This window comes from Mucilaginibacter sp. (assembly GCF_965277465.1).
In the GTDB taxonomy this organism is placed as follows: Bacteria; Bacteroidota; Bacteroidia; order Sphingobacteriales; family Sphingobacteriaceae; genus Mucilaginibacter.
On record NZ_CBDICW010000002.1, the window covers coordinates 1,520,233 to 1,541,013 of the forward strand.

The following is a 20,781-nucleotide window of genomic DNA, read 5'->3' on the forward strand; positions in this document are numbered from 1 at the left end:
TTATTAGTATTTTTGATGGTATGAATGCGGATAGGATAACAGAGAAATTGAATATTTTGGCTGATGCAGCCAAGTATGATGTATCATGTGCATCAAGCGGAAGCAAAAGAAAAAATGAAAATAAAGGCTTGGGCAATGCCAGTAATGGGATTTGCCATAGCTATACCGAGGATGGACGCTGCGTTTCGCTTCTTAAAATTTTACTCACCAATCATTGTATCTTTGATTGTGCTTACTGTGTGTCCCGCAAAAGTAATGATGTAACTCGTGCCGCATTTACTGTTCAGGAAGTGGTTGATCTGACCATTAATTTTTACCGTCGTAATTACATTGAAGGGTTATTTTTAAGCTCAGGTATTTTTAAAAATGCTGATTATACGATGGAGCGCCTGGTTACCATTGCCAAAAAGCTGCGAACCGAGCATAACTTTAATGGGTATATCCATTTAAAATCAATCCCGGGTGCAAGCGATGAATTAATGCGGGAGGCTGGTTTATACGCTGATAGGTTAAGTGTGAACCTGGAGATGCCTACCGAAGAGGGTTTAAAGCTTTTGGCGCCCGATAAAAACAGGCAGGATATGATAGACCCAATGACTTTTTTAAAAAAGGAGATCATACAGCGTACCGAAGAAAAAAAGCAATTTAAAAAAGCGCCCTTATTTGCACCTGCCGGGCAAAGCACACAGGTAATAATTGGTGCATCGCCCGAGAATGACCAGCAGATTTTACAAACAGCCAATCATTTTTATAAAAATTTTAATTTAAAACGGGTTTATTATTCTGGCTATGTACCCGTACTTGCGGATAAACGCCTGCCAGCTTTAAATACCGCCGTACCAATGGTAAGGGAAAACCGCCTTTACCAGGCCGATTGGCTGATGCGTTTTTATGGTTTCAACGTAAACGAAATTGTGAACACCCAGCAGCCCCTCCTCGATTTAGATATTGACCCTAAGTTAGGCTGGGCAATCCGCAACATGCAGGCTTTCCCTATTGATATTAATAAGGCTGATGTGCAAATGATATTGCGGGTACCGGGGATAGGCGTGTTATCGGCACAAAAAATTATAAGTGCCCGCAAATTTGCCAAGTTAAATTGGGAGCAATTAAAAAAGATAGGGGTGGCTATTAACCGGGCCAAGTATTTTATTATTTGCAAAAGTAATGAGTTTGAGCGGAGAGATTTATCAGGTACTAATATAAAGCAGTTTATTTTGGCCGAATCGCAAAGTAAATATTTAAAGAACACAAGTACCCAGCTTAGTATTTTTTGACATGACGAGGCTAATATATGATGGTACTTTTGAAGGCTTGCTGACTGCCGTTTTTGAAATTTACGAGCGGAAGCTCACAATCGTCAATCTGCAAAAACAGGATAATTGCAGCAGTGCATTATTTGAAGAGGTTTTACAAGTTATTACAGATGCCGATAGGTTAAGCCGGGTATTAAAAGGTTTACAGAAAAAACTATCGGCAGGTGGCATACAGCGATTATATATAGCACATTTGGCTGCCATTGAAAACGAGGATAATACAATTATAAGTTATATAAGATATGTGTTTGACTCGGATAAGAATATAGAAGATGATTACGGCAATAAACATGTGCTGCGGGTTTCAGAAATAGTAAGTATGATGCGCCGAGAAAAACACAGGATGGAGGCTTTTGTCAGGTTTCAAAAACTTAAAGACGAAACCTTTTATGCCGTAATTGAGCCTGATTTTAATGTTTTGCCTTTAATAATCAAGCATTTTAAAAGCAGATATGCTGATCAGAAATGGATTATTTATGATAAGATACGTAATTACGGGATCCATTATGACTTGCATGATGTTGAATTTATCTCTTTAGCGTTTTCAGAAATAAATAAACCCGGCGATGTAAGTACTGCTTTTAGTGAAGACGAAGGGATTTATCAGCATTTATGGAAAAATTACTTTACCAGTGTAAATATTGTATCCCGTAAAAATACAAAGCTGCATTTGCGGCATATCCCCAAAAGATACTGGAAACACCTTACAGAAAAGTTTTAGCAGCCGCCCGTTAAAGGCCTATATCATGTACCCAATGCATGGTTACTTTTAAATCGGTATATAATTTTTTAAACACCAAAAAACTTTGAATATAGGTTTGATGATTTACCTCATCAGCTACAATATTTTGTGCGGAACTAACCGGGCTTTGCTGGTCAATTGGTTTTAAACCCAATGCGTCCATCGCTAAAAATACAGCACCAATAGCCGAGGCATCGTCCTGCTGAACAATGGCCAGTTTTTTCCCTGTAATATCAGCCAGCATTTGTGTCCATACTTTCGAGGTAATAAAGCCACCGCTGATGTTTAACTGCTTAACTGGGGTAGATGTTTTTTCGATAGTTTGTAAAACATCATTTAATGCAAAGCAGATCCCTTCTAATCCTGCCCTTAAAAAATGTGCCTGTGTGTGTTGGGGTTTAATGTTAAAGAACATACCGCAGCTTTTTGTATCCCACAGGGGTGCGCGTTCACCATATAAATATGGCAAAAAGATCAGGCCATCACTTCCTGCGGGGATAGTTGCTATCGATTTAAAAGCCTCATCATAATCTGTATGTGCTAATAAATTTTTATTTAAAAAGGTTTTTAAAAGCCAGTTTAACGCAATGCCTCCATTATTTACTGCCCCGCCGCAAATAAATGTGCTTGCATTAAGCAGGTAATTAAATATCATAGCTTCATAATTGTATACAGGCTGCATACTGGTTACACGGATAGCGCCGCTTGTGCCAATAGTTAATGAGGCTACATCGGCAGTGGTAACAAAACTGCCTAAATTGGCACAGCAACCATCGCTGGCGCCAATTATAAAATGGGTATCGGTATTGAGTTGTAATATTGCTGCAATAGTTGGCTTTAAATCTGCCCGTTTATAGGTTGTATTTACTGGCGTTGAAAGTTTATCGGCTGTTATCCCGGCTAAAACACAGGCTTCTGTATTCCAGTCGAGTTTTATAATATCAAACAACCCCGTTGCCGAAGCTATTGCATAATCTACCTGAAACTCATTAAACAGGTAATACCATATATATTCCTTTATAGATATAAACTTATGTGTTAAGAAGAACAGTTCGTTTTCGTTTTCATTGAGCCACATCAGCTTGCAAAGCGGTGTCATGGCGTGGATGGGCGTACCTGATGTTTTATAAATATCTTGTCCCGCTGCCGAATTCCTTAATTTTTGGGCAATATTTTCGCTTCGTGCATCGGCCCAGGTCATCATATCTGCCAATGCTTTACCATTACTATCAACCGGGATAACGCTGTGCATGGCGCTGCTAAAGCTAATTGCAAACGGCGCTTGCTCCATTTTTTTTACCATATCTGTTATACAGCTGATAAAGGCCTGTAGTATCAGTTCAGGGTCTTGCTCATTATAACCGGGTTGCGGGGTTTTTACAGGGTAGTAATGTTGTGATATACCTGTTGCGTTCCCGTTTAAATCAACAGCTACAGCTTTGGTACTTCCGGTGCCAATATCAATTCCCAATAAGTATGGTTGCATCAATGTTATTATTTAGGGCCTAATTTAGCAGTTTATAAAAACTCTTATAGGTATTTATTAGTAACCTTGTCATTTTATAAATGGTTTACCCAGCTATTTTTCAGATTCAGCCTTTTTAATCCGGCTGTTATATTTTTTTTTATGGCAGCTTTACTTAACAAATTAAAAGCAGTCAAAAACGGAATAACACATCAAATAATATTAATTAACCGTACAAGGTAACCTTAACACCCTAAAAACAACATGAAATCAAAAAAAACTATTGTCATTTGTATGTTCGCTGTAGCTTTCGGGCTATTTCTTAATGCCTGTAAAAAGGATAGCAGCTCAACAACATCAACCACAGCTAATGAAGCTGCCGGTGTAAGTGTTTCCACATCAGCAACAGCATCAGAAATGATGTATGATGATGCCTTTGATATTGTAAACCAAAGCAGCGAGCAAAATAGTCTTACCGTTAGCTCAATAGGTAATACCCCAACGTTAGATGCTATAAATACAAATGCTACCGGGAGTTATACCACTACCGCCGGGGCAACTATTACCGTAGTGCCGGCAAATTCTTCTGTTTTTCCAAAAACTATCACTGTCGACTTTGGTACAGGTGTAACATCTGCCACCGGCATCACACGCAAAGGACAAATCATCATAACCCTAACCGGGAAAATAAGGGTTGCAGGTACTGTTATAACTGCAACTTATAATAACTACACTGTAAACGGCTATAAAATAACCGGTACTTACAGCTTGACACCGCACATTGTTGCCAATGCAGGCGTAAACTATAATGTAACGGTAAGTAATGGTAGTATAACTTTCCCAAGCGGCGATGTTGCCACCTATAGCGGAACAGAAACATTTACCCAAACTGCGGGCATTGGTACGGCATCAATAACCGATGATACTTATGAAATTACCGGTAATTTTAGCTACAGCAATACCAACGGTGCCAGCATCAGCGGAACCATTACAACGCCTTTAGTGAAATCAGCCGATTGCAAGGATATTACCAGCGGTATTATAGCCTTTACTTATAAAAGCATTAACGGTACATTGGATTTTGGAGCGGGCACTTGCGATAACCTGGCCACTGTTAAATTTGGCTTAACCACCAAAACAATCACCCTGCCAAGATAATTTAACAAACACTTTAAAAAATAGGAAAGGATATACCTGATGAAGGTATATCCTTTTGTTTTTTTACGCTAAGGAAATGCTTGTTTTCCTTTTACGCAGGCGAAAAACGGCAAGCATTATTAATCCTGATAATAAAATAAGAATCAGGTAACTGTAGCTCAGATTGTGTTCGTCCTTTGCGGGGATAAAAGCAATGATCACATAACTTAAAAACGATACCACTATATAATTAACACCACCCATAAGTCCGCCGGCTATCCCGGCGTTATTAGGGAATTTACTCATGCTGTAAGTAAAATAGTTATTAAAAGTAAACCCTGCCGAAGCATGAATGATAAAGGCGAAAAATATAAGCGTGTAAAGGTTAACCTTAATGTTAAGGCTTGCTATCATTATAAAAACAAACAAAAGCTGTAACCCTAAATTAATTGCCAGTTTATTATAAAACGGGCGATTTATAGTGGCCTTGCCAATAAAGCCGCCAACCATCCACGCAAAACCTAATATAAGCGAACAATAACCGGCTACAATGGGCGTTAAATGCATTTGGTGCTCTATAATATATGGCCCCGTCATGTTATAAACCATTACCATTGAATAGGCCAGCCCCAGCATAATAATGCCAAGGGTAAAGCTGGTGGTCTTTATCATCTGCACATAAATATTAGTGATTTTTGACAGATGAAAGGCTGATGGCTGTTTTAAAGTTTCGCCGCTGTATATAAATTCTAAAATGGCTATGATCAGGGCAAATGCCGCTAAAAAGTAAAAGTTTGATTCCCAGCCAAAAATGGTTTGTAAATAACCCCCAACAAAGGGCGCTACAATTGGCCCGGTTGACCAAATGATGGTGAAGATACTAAGATAGCTTTTTAGTTTATCGCCGGTAAATACATCAACAAAATAGGCACGTTTTGCTACAATAATAGCCGCAACGGTAAGGCCGTGAATACCGCGCATCAGGTATATTAAGTATATATTATGGGTTTCAGCAATTACAATACTTGCTGCCGCGAAGATGAGCAATGATACCAGGCTTATTTTATAACGGCCAAAACTATCTAATACGCTGCCAATAAACAGCTGCCCTACACCATAACTGATCAGAAAGATACTTATAGTTAACTGTACCTGTATGCTGCTAACATGCAATGCTGTGCCCATAGTAGGTAACGATGGCAGATAAATATCTATGGCAAAGCCCGATAAGGGAATAAGTGCTAAAGCCAGTATAGTTGCTATGCCCTGATGTTTTTCCTTTATGCGTTTGGTATTTTGAGCGTTGGTTATCATGATTACTTTCAGGATGATAAATCGGGATGAAAAATCACCTGTTTTGAATTTTGCGCAAATGTATAATAACAAATGGTTCGATTTAGCAATTGCTACAATACCTTACATTGGGTTGATGGGTATTTTACAATATGTTTATAAAGCAGTATCAGGTCAATGCGATGATTGTGCTGTTTTGATAATGGGTATAAACCTGAATTAAAATTTATTATATAAATTTAGCCTTTGATCTGCCTTAATAACCAATACCGATCTGCATGAAGTCTTTTTTGATAACCCTTTCTCTGGCCTGCCTCTTTTTACAGGTTAGCGCACAACTTACAACTGCAAAGCTTTTTGATAACCACGCCGTTTTACAACGCAACCAGGATTTACCCGTTTGGGGATGGAGCACAAAAAATACCAAAGTTACCGTAAGCCTTAACGGGCAACAGATAAGCACCCATACCGATGAATTGGGCAATTGGAAGCTGGTGTTAAAACCAATGAAAGAGGGTGGACCTTACGTAATGAAAATTACCGCAGGCAAAAATGAACTGATTTATAGCGATATAATGATTGGCGAGGTATGGATCTGCTCCGGCCAATCCAATATGGAACTCCGGCTAAAAAATGCCAATGGTTACAAAGGGGAGCAGCAAACGGCTACACAAACGGGCATCCGACAGTTTACAGTTCCCGATAAAATGAGTTTGAAGCCTGAAAAAGATCTTTCGGGTCGGCAATGGGTAAAAGCAGACACCAATACCGTTGGCGATTTTACAGCGGTAGGTTACTTCTTTGCTAAAAAACTTGCGCAAAATTTACATGTTACCATCGGTTTAATTTACAGCAACTGGGGTGGTACGCAGGTTGAAGACTGGATAAGTAAGGAGGCCATGCTTGCCTCGCCCGAATTAAATGCGGTTGCCAAAACCATGCCCGATAATTACGACGACCTGAAGCTACGGGTTGATAAGCAGTTAAAAGCTTATGCCTATCATAACCAGCCGGTGGTTTATTACACGCCTGATCAATTAGCAAGTGAGCCAGCCACTTTTTTTGATGCGTGGCAAAAAGGCAGTGCACCCGGATCATGGCAATGGATGGGTAAATTATATTCGTACAGCGGCCAGGGGTTTATGCAAAAAACTATTAAGCTTGATAGTGCGAGCAGTAAACACGCATCAGTTATCCGTTTAGGTATAACCGATGCCGATATGGCTATTTATATTAACGGGAAGCTGATAAACAAGGGCCAGCTGCCGGCTAACTTTCAGCTCAACCTGCCTGCCGGTACCTGGGCGGCGGGTAATAATAGTTTAATGATCGATCTGTTATCGCAGCAAAAAAATCCATCCTATTTCGGTACAGGCATTAATGCCGCAGGTAATGATCTGTACGTGCAGTTTCCGGATACCACGGTTAACCTGGCCGATGGTAACTGGCATACCATGCCCGATCTGAGTAAACCATATCATTTTGATTTTTTACCTAACAACACAGCATCTGCGCTATATAATTCAATGATCAATCCGCTGATACCTTACGCCATTGCAGGTGTTATATGGTATCAGGGCGAATCAAACACCGAGCGCGCCTTTCAATACCGTACTACCTTCCCCATGATGATCACCGATTGGCGCAGCAGGTGGCATAGAGAGTTTCCATTTTTATTTGTTCAGATCTCATCTTTTGGTGGTTTCCAAAACAGTAATTATGGCAGCGCCTGGGCCGAACTAAGGGAAGCGCAAAACCTCACCCTTAAATTGCCCAATACAGGCGAAGCAGTAACTACCGATATTGGCGAAGCTTTTAATATTCACCCTAAAAATAAAGCCGATGTTGGCTTTAGGCTGGCGGCAAAAGCATTAAGCCTTACCTACCATTTTCCCGGGTTTTCTGAAAGCCCGATGTTCAACGCTGCCGATTTTAGTAACGGTGCCGCTACTGTAAGTTTTACTCATGCCGAAAACGGCTTATTAGCCAGGGATAAATATGGCTATATAAAAGGATTTGAAATTGCCGGGGCCGATCACAAATTTTTTTATGCGCAGGCAGTTATTATTAATGATAATAAGGTAAAGGTGTGGTGCAGCCAGGTAGCCCAGCCGGTAGCGGTTCGTTATGCCTGGACAGATGCACCTGTTGATGCAAATCTATTTAACAAAGAGGGCTTCCCGGTGAGCTCTTTCAGGTCTGATAACTGGAAAGGCATAACAGAGGATAAAAAGTTTGAATAAAGGGGCATTGTTTAGGCATAGTTGCGCTTTGGTTACACTTAATTTTAAATGTTTTTCCTTTTAAAACAGTATATATAGTATATGTACAGCCGTTGATAAATTTATAGGTATATAAATAACTATGATTTTATACTGTATACATCAGGCTTTTTAGTAAAACCATTACAAAAACCCATAATTACATGTTGGATTAAGGCATTTTAACTGCTTTTAAAAATTAATTGCGCATTTAATTCAGTTCTTAAATATTTGTTATTTGGGTACCCGCTTATTCATTTTATTGTACATCAGTCAGTTAACATTTCAAGTGGTTAAGAGATGAAAGGCTATATGTAGAAATGACACTATCTCCCTTGAAAATAATTAAACTTTTATTTTTTTTTATAGAAAACATTTCTACCTTTGCACTCCCAAACAAGGGGAGTATGATTGATCAAATGATCGAAAATGCAGGTTTGAAATCGCAATGATGGAAAGCAAAAGAGCCCAACCGTGAGGAAAGGCAAAAAGTTCTTTGTTTTAAGATATAACATGTAACGTAGCAGGAAGAAAATTTTATTATTTTCAAATCAAACGAATTGATGAAACCTGCAGGATACTGTATAAAGATATATAATACAGATTCTATTAATTAATAATAGGGTCAGAGAATAAACTAGACATTTTACAATGGAGAGTTTGATCCTGGCTCAGGATGAACGCTAGCGGCAGGCCTAATACATGCAAGTCGGACGGGATTCGGGAGCTTGCTTCCGATGAGAGTGGCGCACGGGTGCGTAACACGTATGTAACCTACCCTTATCAGGGGGATAGCCTCTCGAAAGAGAGATTAAGCCCGCATAATATCACGGGATAGCATTGTTTTGTGATCAAATATTTATAGGATAAGGATGGGCATGCGGAACATTAGCTAGTTGGTAAGGTAATGGCTTACCAAGGCTACGATGTTTAGGGGATCTGAGAGGATGACCCCCCACACTGGTACTGAGACACGGACCAGACTCCTACGGGAGGCAGCAGTAAGGAATATTGGTCAATGGGCGGAAGCCTGAACCAGCCATGCCGCGTGCAGGAAGACGGCCCTACGGGTTGTAAACTGCTTTTGTACCGGAATAAACCTTGATTCGTGAATCAAGCTGAATGTACGGTAAGAATAAGGATCGGCTAACTCCGTGCCAGCAGCCGCGGTAATACGGAGGATCCAAGCGTTATCCGGATTTATTGGGTTTAAAGGGTGCGTAGGCGGCCAGTTAAGTCAGGGGTGAAAGACGGTAGCTCAACTATCGCAGTGCCTTTGATACTGACTGGCTTGAATGTACTTGAGGTAGGCGGAATGTGACAAGTAGCGGTGAAATGCATAGATATGTCACAGAACACCAATTGCGAAGGCAGCTTACTAAAGTATGATTGACGCTGAGGCACGAAAGCGTGGGGATCAAACAGGATTAGATACCCTGGTAGTCCACGCCCTAAACGATGAATACTCGATGTTGGCGATATACAGTCAGCGTCAAAGCGAAAGCGTTAAGTATTCCACCTGGGGAGTACGCCCGCAAGGGTGAAACTCAAAGGAATTGACGGGGGCCCGCACAAGCGGAGGAGCATGTGGTTTAATTCGATGATACGCGAGGAACCTTACCCGGGCTTGAAAGTTAGTGAATTGAGCAGAGACGCTCAAGTCCTTCGGGACACGAAACTAGGTGCTGCATGGCTGTCGTCAGCTCGTGCCGTGAGGTGTTGGGTTAAGTCCCGCAACGAGCGCAACCCCTATGTTTAGTTGCCAGCACGTTAAGGTGGGGACTCTAAACAGACTGCCTATGCAAATAGAGAGGAAGGAGGGGACGACGTCAAGTCATCATGGCCCTTACGTCCGGGGCTACACACGTGCTACAATGGTCAGTACAGAGGGCCGCTACCTGGCAACAGGATGCCAATCTCAAAAAGCTGATCACAGTTCGGATCGGGGTCTGCAACTCGACCCCGTGAAGTTGGATTCGCTAGTAATCGCAGATCAGCAATGCTGCGGTGAATACGTTCCCGGGCCTTGTACACACCGCCCGTCAAGCCATGGAAGCTGGAAGTGCCTGAAGTGCGTCACCGCAAGGAGCGTCCTAGGGTAAAGTCGGTAACTGGGGCTAAGTCGTAACAAGGTAGCCGTACCGGAAGGTGTGGCTGGAATACCTCCTTTCTGGAGCAGTATCCAAAGCGGTCTCAACAGCGTGAGATAAAAGCTACGTTGCATGTTATTCTTAAGATAAAATAAGGAAATCAGCCATAATTGGGGCTGGGATCTCCGGTAAACGCCGGAAATATCAACGGTTCGAATCCGTTATTCTCCACACACCCTCCGTTTCCTGAAAGGGATAGGATATAGAGCAAGATGACGTAATGTTATCGGGGTAACGTTCTTTGACATATTGGAAGAAGTAATAAAAAGAGAAGACAACAGTATAGAGGACTGTTGAGGCTTTGAAGGATTACGGTAAAGAGGGAAAGTGGGACAATCGTCGCAAGATGATTGGAGAACTGGACTGATGCGCATGTAAGCTGGAGAACGCAACAAGAATCAAAAAGCATACATATCGAGCAAAAGGCGATATAGTAGAAGAAAGTAAGAAAGGGTACACGGGGGATGCCTTGGCTCTCAGAGGCGATGAAGGACGTGATAAGCTGCGATAAGCTCCGGGGATTAGCAAATATAAATTAATCCGGAGATTTCCGAATGGGGAAACCTAACTATTTGAAGAATAGTTGCATAAATGCGCAAACCTGCTGAACTGAAACATCTAAGTAAGCAGAGGAAGAGAAAACAACAGTGATTTCCTGAGTAGTGGCGAGCGAAAGGGAAGAAGCCCAAACCCATTATGTTACGGCATAATGGGGGTTATAGGACCACAACATGAATATTAAAGAAAACCGGAACGGGGTGGGAAACCCGGCCATAGAGCATGAGAGCTGCGTACGGGTAATTGATAATAGGATAGTGGTATCCTGAGTACCGCGAGGTCGGAGACGCCTTGTGGGAATTTGCCGGCACCATCCGGTAAGGCTAAATACTCCTGAGAGACCGATAGTGAACCAGTACCGTGAGGGAAAGGTGAAAAGAACCCCGAACAGGGGAGTGAAATAGAACCTGAAACCGTGTACTTACAAGCGGTCGGAGCAGACAAGTTCTGTGACGGCGTGCCTTTTGCATAATGAGCCTACGAGTTACTCTTTCCTGGCAAGGTTAAGTGTTTAAGACACGGATCCGAAGCGAAAGCGAGTCTGAATAGGGCGTATAGTCAGGGGAGGTAGACGCGAAACCTTGTGATCTACCCATGGACAGGTTGAAGGTGCCGTAACAGGTACTGGAGGACCGAACCGATAAACGTTGAAAAGTTTCCGGATGATTTGTGGGTAGGGGTGAAAGGCTAATCAAACTGGGAAATAGCTCGTACTCCCCGAAATGTTTTTAGGAACAGCCTGGCGGTTGAGTTAATAAGAGGTAGAGCTACTAATTGGGTGCGGGGGAGTCAAATCCTACCAAATCCAGATAAACTCCGAATGCTTATTAATATACGCTGGAGTGAGGCTCTGGGTGCTAAGGTCCAGGGCCGAGAGGGAAAGAACCCAGACCATCAGCTAAGGTCCCCAAATTACCACTAAGTTGAACTAACGAGGTCCGATTGCACAGACAGCTAGGATGTTGGCTTGGAAGCAGCCATTCATTTAAAGAGTGCGTAACAGCTCACTAGTCGAGCGATCGGGCATGGATAATAAACGGGCATCAAGTGGTATACCGAAGCTATGGATTTGCAGCAATGCATCTGGTAGGGGAGCATTCTATCGACCGGTGAAGCAGGAATGTAAATGACTGTGGAGGAAATAGAAAAGCAAATGTAGGCATAAGTAACGATAAGGCGGGAGAGAAACCCGCCCACCGAAAGACTAAGGTTTCCTGATCAACGCTAATCGGATCAGGGTTAGTCGGGGCCTAAGGTGAAGCCGAAGGGCGTAGCCGATGGACAACTGGTTAATATTCCAGTACTTTTTATAACTGCGATGCGGTGACGGAGTAGTGACACTGACGCGAACTGACGGAATAGTTCGTTAAAGGCCGTAGGTATAGGGAAGGTAGTAAAGTACGCCATTCCTGCTGAAAGCTGATAGTACACAGAACCTTCGGGGGATGTGATAGTTCAGGTAATCAGACTTCCAAGAAAACCCGCTAAGCTTCAGGTTATAAAAACCCGTACCGTAAACCGACACAGGTAGTCGAGGAGAGAATCCTAAGGTGCTCGAGTGAATCATGGCTAAGGAACTCGGCAAAATGGCCCTGTAACTTCGGGAGAAGGGGCGCTTCAGCAATGAAGCCGCAGTGAAAAGGCCCAGGCGACTGTTTAACAAAAACACATGGCTATGCAAAATCGAAAGATGACGTATATGGCCTGACACCTGCCCGGTGCCGGAAGGTTAAGAGGGGATGTTAGGAGCAATTCGAAGCATTGAATCGAAGCCCCGGTAAACGGCGGCCGTAACTATAACGGTCCTAAGGTAGCGAAATTCCTTGTCGGGTAAGTTCCGACCTGCACGAATGGTGTAACGATCTGGGCGCTGTCTCAGCCATGAGCTCGGTGAAATTGTGGTATCGGTGAAGACGCCGGTTACCCGCAACGGGACGGAAAGACCCCATGCACCTTCACTACAACTTAACATTGAAATCGGCTACAGGATGTGTAGGATAGGTGGGAGACTGTGATCTGGCTTCGCTAGGAGTCAGTTAGTCAACGTTGAAATACCACCCTTTCTGTATCTGGTGTCTAACCCTGGCAACGGGGGACATTGTTTGGCGGGTAGTTTGACTGGGGTGGTCGCCTCCAAAAAGGTAACGGAGGCTTTCAAAGGTAAGCTCAGTACGCTTGGTAACCGTACGTGGAGTGCAATAGCATAAGCTTGCTTGACTGTGAGGCAGACAAGCCGAGCAGGGTCGAAAGACGGATATAGTGATCCGGTGGTTCTGCATGGAAGGGCCATCGCTCAAAGGATAAAAGGTACGCTGGGGATAACAGGCTGATCTCCCCCAAGAGCTCATATCGACGGGGAGGTTTGGCACCTCGATGTCGGCTCGTCACATCCTGGGGCTGGAGAAGGTCCCAAGGGTTGAGCTGTTCGCTCATTAAAGTGGCACGCGAGCTGGGTTCAGAACGTCGCGAGACAGTTCGGTCCCTATCTGTTGTGGGCGCAGGAAGTTTGAGTGGGGCTGACCTTAGTACGAGAGGACCGGGTTGGACTAACCTCTGGTGAATCTGTTATGGCGCCAGCTGTATTGCAGAGTAGCTACGTTGGGAATAGATAAGCGCTGAAAGCATCTAAGTGCGAAACTAGCCACAAGATGAGACTTCCATTGAGGGTCGTAGCAGACTACTACGTTGATAGGTTACAGGTATAAAGGTGGTGACATCATAGCCAAGTAATACTAATCGCCCGAAGCTTTCTCATAGCAGGTAATAATGGGTCATGTGCTCCGGCATATGACCCGACAAAAACTAATACTGTTGTTTTCTCAATTCATTGCTTCTTTCAATAATATGTCATTGTTTAGTTAATCAGAAACAAATCATCAGTCACTGTACTGAAGATAAGCTCTGATCAGCACAAACAAATAAAATACCGGTCAAAGCAGGTAAGTATACCGTTCATCACAGAATAATGAACAAGTAAACTATCAGCCGATGAACCAAAAGAAATTCAGGTGCCTATATCGGCGGTGTCCACCTCTTCCCATTCCGAACAGAGAAGTTAAGCCCGCCAGAGCCGATGGTACTGCAGTAAAATGTGGGAGAGTAGGTCGGTGCCAAATCTTATAGATAAGCCTTGTATCTTAACGATACAAGGCTTTCTTGTTTAATATAGGCTACGTTAGAAGGGAACGCCCTATCCATTTAAAACATAATTACTTAGTAATAAATATCATATTCTTCATTATTCTGTTAATTCTTATCTTTGTTTCAAAATAAAGCACAATGGTCAAGTTATTTATTGTAGGCCTTCCCCGTGATATGGAAGAAACAGAGCTTCTTGAAATTTTCACAGTTTACGGACAGGTGGGCATTATTACCATAGTTACCGATCAAAATACAGGCGAAAGCAAAGGATATGGCTTTGTACACATGGAAGATCAGGCTGGTGCCGACAGGGCCATCGCTGCTTTGAATGGTGCTGAAATTGATGATCGTACGATCAGCGTTAGAATTGCTGAACCTAAACAACCTGAAGTTGTTGCTCCTCCCGTTAGAAAAAAGCGCCAGCGAATAGGTAATTAATCAGAATAAAGCCCTTCTTTTTCCACAAGGGTTGCAGTGCAGTTTCTTATTATCTACTTTCGCCGGGTATGAAAGTGATCATTGCCGAAAAACCATCCGTCGCCCGTGAGATTGCAAAAGTGTTTGGCGCGACAACCAAAAAAGATGGTTATATTGAAGGTAAAGGATACACATTTACCTGGGCCTTTGGCCACCTGTTGCAGTTGGCTGCCCCTCAAGAATATGGTTTTTATGGCTGGAATGTGCAAAACCTGCCCATGCTGCCGCAAAAATTCAAGCTTTCAATCCGTAAAGTAAAAACTAAAGATGGTATGGTTGATGATCCTGGTGTGCGCAAGCAGCTGGATATTATCAAATCCCTGTTTGAGGAAGCTACCGAAATCATTGTTGCAACGGATGCCGGGCGCGAAGGGGAGCTTATCTTCCGATATATCTACTACTATTTAAAATGCAAAAAACCATTTAAACGCCTTTGGATCTCATCACAAACAGATGAAGCTATAAAAGATGGTTTCCGTAATTTGAAACCAGGGTCTGATTACGATACTTTATTCAATTCGGCCCATTGCAGGTCGCAATCTGATTGGCTGGTAGGGATGAATGCTACGCAAGCCCTAAGTTTATCATCTGGAACAAGATCGGTATTATCACTGGGACGTGTACAAACCCCAACACTTGCCATGATTTGCTCCCGTTACCAGGAGAATAAAAACTTTATACCCGAACCCTTTTACCAGGTAAGTATCATGGTTGATAAGGATGGGCATGTTTTTAAAGCAGTAACAGACGAGAAATATAAAACCAAAGAAGCTGCCCAATTAATAATAGACCAGGTGCAGGACGTTGCATCGGGTATTCCAAATGGTGGGCACATTTTAAGTGTGGAAGCCAAGCCACGTAAAGAACCGCCGCCATTATTACACGATTTGAGCAGCCTGCAGCAGGAAGCTAACAAACGCAAAGGCTTTACTGCTGATCAAACCCTTACATTATTGCAAAATTTGTATGAAAGTAAGCTGGTTACCTATCCCAGGACGGGGAGCCGCTACATTGGCGATGATGTGTTTGCTGGTGTATCGCTGCTTATTGATAAATTTAAAGATCATCCCGAATTTGGGAAACAGGCAACGTTACTTACCGGTGCTAAACTGAATAAACGCAGTGTTAATGCTAAAAAGGTAACAGATCACCATGCCATATTGCCTACAGGAGAGGTGCCTTACCAATTATCGCCTGATAAACAGGTAATTTATGATTTGGTTGTTGGGCGGATGTTAGAAGCTTTTCACCAGGAATGTATAAAAGAGGTAACCAAAATAACAGTACGATCTGGCAGTGATTTTTTTGCGAGTGGTACTGTAATTGGAGTTGCAGGCTGGCGTGCTGTTTTTAATGATCCGGATGAGGAAAAAAAGGAAGAGGAAAATGCTTCGCTGCCAAAAGTGAAACAAGGCGAAGACCTTCCGGTGGTTGACAAAACCCTGTTAGAGAAACAAACCAAGCCCAAACCACTCTATAACGAAGCATCCCTATTAAAAGCATTAGAAACCGCAGGGAAGGAAATTGACGATGAAGAATTACGCTATGCCATGAAAGATAGCGGATTGGGTACACCCGCAACCCGCGCAGCAATGATTGAAACGCTTATAAAGCGGGATTATATTATGCGCGAAAAAAAGAACCTTATACCTACACCCACGGGAATGGCCGTTTATAATGTAGTTAAGGATTATCGGATAGCACAAGCTGAATTAACAGGTAACTGGGAAAAACGATTAGAAGAGATCCGTTCTGGTGCATCGGTTGATGGTTTTCAGCAGGAGATTAAGGAATATACCCGTACAATTACGCAGGAGCTTTTAAAAGCAGGCAAGGGGATGGTGATTAAAAAGCCGGAATTAGCGAAGGTAAATTAGATGTATCAGTAAAGTGTCTTTCATACAAAATCTTAATTGATATATTTACAGTCTTAATGTGTTTATAAAATGGTCAAACTTTTTGTTGGTGGTTTTCCGCTTGATTTTGTTGAACTTGATATTGTTATGCTGGTGGCACCGCATGGCGATGTTGTTACCATAAAGGTAGTTCGGGATAAAAAAACGAAAATTTGTAAGGGATATGCCTTTTTAGAGATGGAAAGCCGTGAAGCAGCTGAGCGCGCCATTGAAGCACTTGACGGAACCAAAGTTAAAGGCCGTTTATTAAATGTTAAAATAAGGGAAGAAGAACCCGTAGCCGCAGTACCGGTTAAAGCTTTTGAAAAAAAGAAAAGGCCCCGGAAACAGTTCTAATTAAAAAAATACACCTGAATTATTAGTAATCTCTCTTATTTTCCTATTTCAACCGGAAATGCGCTCATCCCTTTAGCTTCTTTCATTACAAAAGTACTTTGTACCGATCCCATCGGGATGGTTTCAAACAAATGGTTCATCAAAAATTCGTGGTAAGCATTCAGATCGGCCACGGCTACACGGAGGATAAAATCATACTGGCCCGACATGTGGTAACAATCTAACACTTGCGGAAATTTGATGATCTCGTTTTCAAAATGGCTCAGGCTTTCTTTACTATGATCGCGGATCTTTACATGGGTAAAGGCCATTAAACCGCAATTGATTTTTTGGGGGTCTAAAATGGCGGCATATTTTTTAATATAACCCTCGTCCTCCAATCTTTTTATTCGTTCTCCAATTGTACTGGCTGATTTATGTAGCTTTTCGCCTAATTCTTTATTGGTAAGTCGGGCATTATCCTGCAAAAACTTCAGGATCCTGATGTCGGTTGCGTCAAGTTTGTTAAGCATAAAATGTTGTAGTAACGGAAATTGTAATCAATGCGAAGCAAAAATACCCGAATATTCGGTAAATAGTATATAAATCTGTGTATGTAACGGAATTTATTAGATAATACCATAGTATAATGGGTTTATCCGCAAATTTGTATATATTATGGATGATATTATTAAAGAAACCACCGGGCCGGTAATTTTAGTTACAGGTGCCTGCGGACAAATTGGTACTGAACTTGTAACTGCCTTACGTGCTAAATATGGTAAGGAAGCTGTTGTAGCATCTGATATTCATGCAGCTACACCCACGCTTCAGGAAAAAGGACCTTATGCAAAGCTTAATGTATTAGATAAGGGAGCTTTGGTAAAATTAGTGAATGATTTTGGTATCACCCAGATCTACCATTTAGCAGCTGTACTATCAGCCAGTGGCGAAAAAAATCCATTGGTTGCCTGGGAACTTAATATGGCAGGTTTGCTGAATGTATTAGAAACAGCACGACTGCATAAACTTGATAAAATATTTTGGCCAAGCAGTATAGCTGTTTTTGGCCCTTCATCACCACATAATGAATGTCCGCAGGATGCCCTTACTGATCCTACAACTGTTTATGGTATCAGTAAATGCGCTGGAGAAAACTGGTGTGCTTACTATCACCGTCAGTATGGTTTGGATGTACGCAGTATCCGGTACCCGGGATTGATCAGCTATTCGGCAAATGCAGGTGGCGGAACAACCGATTATGCGGTTGAAATTTTTCATGAGGCTATTAAAAATGGTAGTTATACCTGCTTTTTAAAAGAAGATACTGGTTTGCCAATGATGTATATGGAAGATGCTGTTAATGCAACTATTCAATTAATGGAAGCTCCGGAGCATACAATCACCGTGCGTAACTCGTACAATATTGCAGGGATGAGCTTTACACCGGCAGAACTGATTAAAGCAATTAAAAAGCACATCCCGGAGTTAGAGGTAATGTTTAAACCTGATTCTCGACAACAAATTGCAGATAGCTGGCCTGCTTCAATTAATGATGAGCCTGCTAAAAAGGATTGGGGATTGCATGCAAAGTATGATCTGGCTGCTATGGTAGCCGATATGTTGCTGCATTTAAATCCTGCGACAAAGGAAAAACTTTTATTCAATTAAAGTATTAAGCTTTAAATTAAATTTAAGCAATGCAGAAAAAAAGAAACTCTTGATTGGGTATAATTAATAATTGGGAGAGGTTGGCAAATATGCCAGCCTTTTTTATTAGCTGTTAATGAGATAAAAGACAATAAAATTATTGAGAATACTACAAAAAAAATTATCCGATTTTAGTTCGGATAATTTTTCTTAGTTCTGCCATGAGCTTTTCAATATTTTATACTTTTCAGCCTCATCAATGGTGAGACTTGATAAAACATTGATGGATTTTCCATCACGCCCTGAAAAACTGTAGTTGCTTTTTTGTGCTGTTTCAAAAAACTGGATAGAATACTGATCTTTCAACTTTGTATTCTCTTTAATGATTTCAGCAAACTTTGTTTTAAAGTTTTCTTTTTGAAGTGTTGATGCAATTGTTTTAGCAACCATTGGTTATTTCTTTTTTACGTTAACTGCAGATAATCCTTTTTGACCCTGCTCAGTTTCAAAAGTTACCATGTTGTTTTCCTTTAAAGGTTCGGTCAGGGCATTGATATGCACAAAAATACTTTCTTGTGTTTGCAGATCTTTGATAAAGCCATATCCTTTTGATTCGTTAAAAAAGCTTACAACGCCGTTTCTAACAGTATCATGAGGGATGTCTTCCTGTTTTGCAACACCAATCTGAATGTCCTCTAAATTAACATGTATTTTTCTGGATGGATCAGGGGGAGTTGATGTAATGTTTCCATATTCATCAGTGTAAGCCATCATGTCCTCCAGGCTCTTGCCTTTTCCAGCATTCGCCCTTCGGTCATCGGCCTTTTCCTTCTTCTCTTTAGACTTTTTTAAACGAGCCTTCTCTTTCTCCTTTTTACTAAATGTTTCTGTCGACCTTGCCAATAGAGTTATGCTATTTTAACATTAACTGCACTTGGGCCTTTTTTGCCTTCTTCTACATCGTAACTAACTGAGTCGTTCTCACGGATTTGATCGATAAGACCTGTAACGTGAACAAACACCTCTTTGCCACCACTTGTAGGTGTAATAAAGCCGAAGCCTTTTGATTCATTGAAAAATTTTACTGTACCTGTTGCCATTATATATTGAATAAGCCATGAAGGTACGGTTAATTATCGGCATATCAGGTATTTTAATTATAACCTTTAATTAAAATACCTGTTTTAAGCAAAAAAATTATTGTTCTATGATATTATTGATTGATCATATCAAGCTGAAAAATACACTCCTGCCATAAAACGAATTACTTTTTTGATTTTACTTTTAAGCATTGGTTTACCATATTTTACCTATAGCTTATTGCATTGCCCCGGCAAATAGCTGGTATGATTTTAACCTGGCCTGGTGGTCAAATATATGCGAGGTCGCCATCACCTCGTCAATTTGGGTTTCTTCTGCAAAATCGGTCATCATTGCCTTTATTTTTTCTTTGCTACCAATAAATGAGTAGGCCAGCATCTGCATAACGGCTTCCTCCTCATAAATATTCCAGATGGTTTCCATGTTTTCAACAGGTGCTTGAAGCAATTGTCGCTTACCGGTTATAACCCCCATAAAAAATTGCTTAACAGAAGTAGCCAGGTACTCGGCTTCTTTATCAGTATCGGCTGCTATTACATTAACACATGCTATAATATAAGGCTTTTGTAAATAAGCAGAGGGTTTAAAATTAGCACGGTACAGTTCAATTGCCTCGCGGAAGTGAGCCGGTGCAAAGTGACTTGCAAAGGCATAAGGCAATCCTTTTGCGGCAGCTAACCTTGCACTATCCGTACTTGAACCTAATATCCATATCGGAATATCAATCCCCTCGCCAGGTATAGCACGTACTTTGCCGTTTATATTTTGTGGTGAAAAATAAATTTGTAAAGCTTCAACATCCTGCGGGAAATGAAAAGAAGAATTCATATTTTCTCCCCTAATAGCCATGGCTGTTGCCTGGTCAGTGCCTGGTGCTCGGCCAAGTCCAAGATCTATTCTTTTGGGATATAATGTAGCTAATGTGCCAAACTGTTCCGCCACAATCAGCGGGGCATGATTAGGCAGCATAATACCACCAGAGCCTACGCGGATGGTGTTGGTATTACCGGCTATATAACCAATAAGCAGGGCAGTGGCCGAGCTGGCCACATTCATCATATTATGGTGCTCTGCAAACCAGTAACGTTTGTATCCCAGCTGCTCAGCCTGCCGGGCATTTTCAAGACTATTATGGTAGGTTTCAGCTATGGAATGACCCTCTACAACCGTTGCAAGATCAAGTACAGAGTAGGCTATTTCGCTTAAACGCTTTGAATTCATTCTCAAAATTAGCCCTAATCTATTAAAATGTTAGATCA

The 20,781-nt window shown here is 41.7% G+C and carries 15 protein-coding genes and 3 rRNA genes; 11 read left to right on the forward strand and 7 right to left on the reverse strand.

Annotation, left to right across the window (positions count from 1 at the left end; genetic code table 11):
• Positions 1-20: 20 nt before the first annotated feature.
• Positions 21-1,277, forward strand: a complete 1,257-nt coding sequence (locus ACQY4U_RS19060; protein ID WP_428331049.1) for a putative DNA modification/repair radical SAM protein — start codon at positions 21-23, stop codon at positions 1,275-1,277.
• 1 nt (position 1,278) lies between these two features.
• Positions 1,279-2,037: a TIGR03915 family putative DNA repair protein gene (locus ACQY4U_RS19065; RefSeq protein ID WP_428331050.1), complete on the forward strand. Its 759-nt coding sequence runs from the start codon at positions 1,279-1,281 to the stop codon at positions 2,035-2,037.
• A 10-nt stretch (positions 2,038-2,047) separates the two neighbouring features.
• Here the strand turns inward: ACQY4U_RS19065 and ACQY4U_RS19070 are convergent, their stop codons facing one another.
• The gene (locus ACQY4U_RS19070; protein WP_428331051.1) at positions 2,048-3,544 is read right to left on the reverse strand and encodes a gluconokinase; all 1,497 of its coding nucleotides are present in this window, start codon (positions 3,542-3,544) and stop codon (positions 2,048-2,050) included.
• 243 nt (positions 3,545-3,787) lie between these two features.
• Here ACQY4U_RS19070 and ACQY4U_RS19075 point away from each other — a divergent pair, with 243 nt between their 5' ends.
• Positions 3,788-4,681, forward strand: a complete 894-nt coding sequence (locus ACQY4U_RS19075; RefSeq protein ID WP_428331052.1) for a hypothetical protein — start codon at positions 3,788-3,790, stop codon at positions 4,679-4,681.
• Positions 4,682-4,744: 63 nt separating this feature from the next.
• On the opposite strand, the gene ACQY4U_RS19080 is transcribed toward ACQY4U_RS19075, so the two are convergent.
• Entirely contained in the window at positions 4,745-5,974 is a 1,230-nt protein-coding gene (locus ACQY4U_RS19080) for an MFS transporter (protein WP_428331053.1), read from the reverse strand.
• Positions 5,975-6,231: 257 nt separating this feature from the next.
• Between ACQY4U_RS19080 and ACQY4U_RS19085 the strand changes: the two genes are divergently transcribed.
• The 7 genes from ACQY4U_RS19085 (at position 6,232) to ACQY4U_RS19115 (ending at position 16,792) form a co-directional block, all read left to right on the forward strand.
• Positions 6,232-8,196 (forward strand): sialate O-acetylesterase, encoded by a 1,965-nt coding sequence (locus ACQY4U_RS19085; RefSeq protein WP_428331054.1) that lies wholly within the window; start codon positions 6,232-6,234, stop codon positions 8,194-8,196.
• A 666-nt stretch (positions 8,197-8,862) separates the two neighbouring features.
• Positions 8,863-10,384: ribosomal RNA gene (locus ACQY4U_RS19090) — 16S ribosomal RNA — on the forward strand.
• 417 nt (positions 10,385-10,801) lie between these two features.
• Positions 10,802-13,677 (forward strand): 23S ribosomal RNA (locus ACQY4U_RS19095).
• A gap of 249 nt (positions 13,678-13,926) precedes the next feature.
• Positions 13,927-14,038: ribosomal RNA gene (rrf, locus tag ACQY4U_RS19100) — 5S ribosomal RNA — on the forward strand.
• The 16S, 23S and 5S rRNA genes sit together here, the layout of an rRNA operon.
• A 163-nt stretch (positions 14,039-14,201) precedes the next feature.
• On the forward strand, positions 14,202-14,501 hold the full coding sequence (locus tag ACQY4U_RS19105) for an RNA recognition motif domain-containing protein (protein WP_428331055.1): 300 nt from the start codon (positions 14,202-14,204) through the stop codon (positions 14,499-14,501).
• 68 nt (positions 14,502-14,569) lie between these two features.
• A complete protein-coding gene (locus ACQY4U_RS19110; protein WP_428331056.1) occupies positions 14,570-16,417 on the forward strand; it encodes a DNA topoisomerase 3 in 1,848 nt (615 codons plus the stop codon).
• A 69-nt stretch (positions 16,418-16,486) separates the two neighbouring features.
• Positions 16,487-16,792 (forward strand): RNA recognition motif domain-containing protein, encoded by a 306-nt coding sequence (locus ACQY4U_RS19115; protein ID WP_428331057.1) that lies wholly within the window; start codon positions 16,487-16,489, stop codon positions 16,790-16,792.
• A 35-nt stretch (positions 16,793-16,827) separates the two neighbouring features.
• On the opposite strand, the gene ACQY4U_RS19120 is transcribed toward ACQY4U_RS19115, so the two are convergent.
• On the reverse strand, positions 16,828-17,304 hold the full coding sequence (locus tag ACQY4U_RS19120) for an Lrp/AsnC family transcriptional regulator (RefSeq protein WP_428331058.1): 477 nt from the start codon (positions 17,302-17,304) through the stop codon (positions 16,828-16,830).
• A gap of 145 nt (positions 17,305-17,449) precedes the next feature.
• Here ACQY4U_RS19120 and ACQY4U_RS19125 point away from each other — a divergent pair, with 145 nt between their 5' ends.
• Positions 17,450-18,442 (forward strand): NAD-dependent epimerase/dehydratase family protein, encoded by a 993-nt coding sequence (locus ACQY4U_RS19125; RefSeq protein ID WP_428331059.1) that lies wholly within the window; start codon positions 17,450-17,452, stop codon positions 18,440-18,442.
• 189 nt (positions 18,443-18,631) lie between these two features.
• Here the strand turns inward: ACQY4U_RS19125 and ACQY4U_RS19130 are convergent, their stop codons facing one another.
• The 4 genes from ACQY4U_RS19130 to ACQY4U_RS19145 all read right to left on the reverse strand — a co-directional run bounded on the left by ACQY4U_RS19130 (position 18,632) and on the right by ACQY4U_RS19145 (position 20,743).
• Positions 18,632-18,871: a hypothetical protein gene (locus ACQY4U_RS19130; RefSeq protein ID WP_428331060.1), complete on the reverse strand. Its 240-nt coding sequence runs from the start codon at positions 18,869-18,871 to the stop codon at positions 18,632-18,634.
• Positions 18,872-18,874: 3 nt separating this feature from the next.
• Positions 18,875-19,324 carry a cold-shock protein gene (locus tag ACQY4U_RS19135; protein ID WP_428331061.1) on the reverse strand — a complete coding sequence of 150 codons (450 nt, stop codon included), beginning with the start codon at positions 19,322-19,324 and terminating at the stop codon, positions 18,875-18,877.
• A gap of 5 nt (positions 19,325-19,329) precedes the next feature.
• The gene (locus tag ACQY4U_RS19140) at positions 19,330-19,521 is read right to left on the reverse strand and encodes a cold-shock protein (protein ID WP_428331062.1); all 192 of its coding nucleotides are present in this window, start codon (positions 19,519-19,521) and stop codon (positions 19,330-19,332) included.
• Positions 19,522-19,738: 217 nt separating this feature from the next.
• The gene (locus ACQY4U_RS19145; protein WP_428331063.1) at positions 19,739-20,743 is read right to left on the reverse strand and encodes an LLM class flavin-dependent oxidoreductase; all 1,005 of its coding nucleotides are present in this window, start codon (positions 20,741-20,743) and stop codon (positions 19,739-19,741) included.
• Positions 20,744-20,781: the final 38 nt, after the last annotated feature.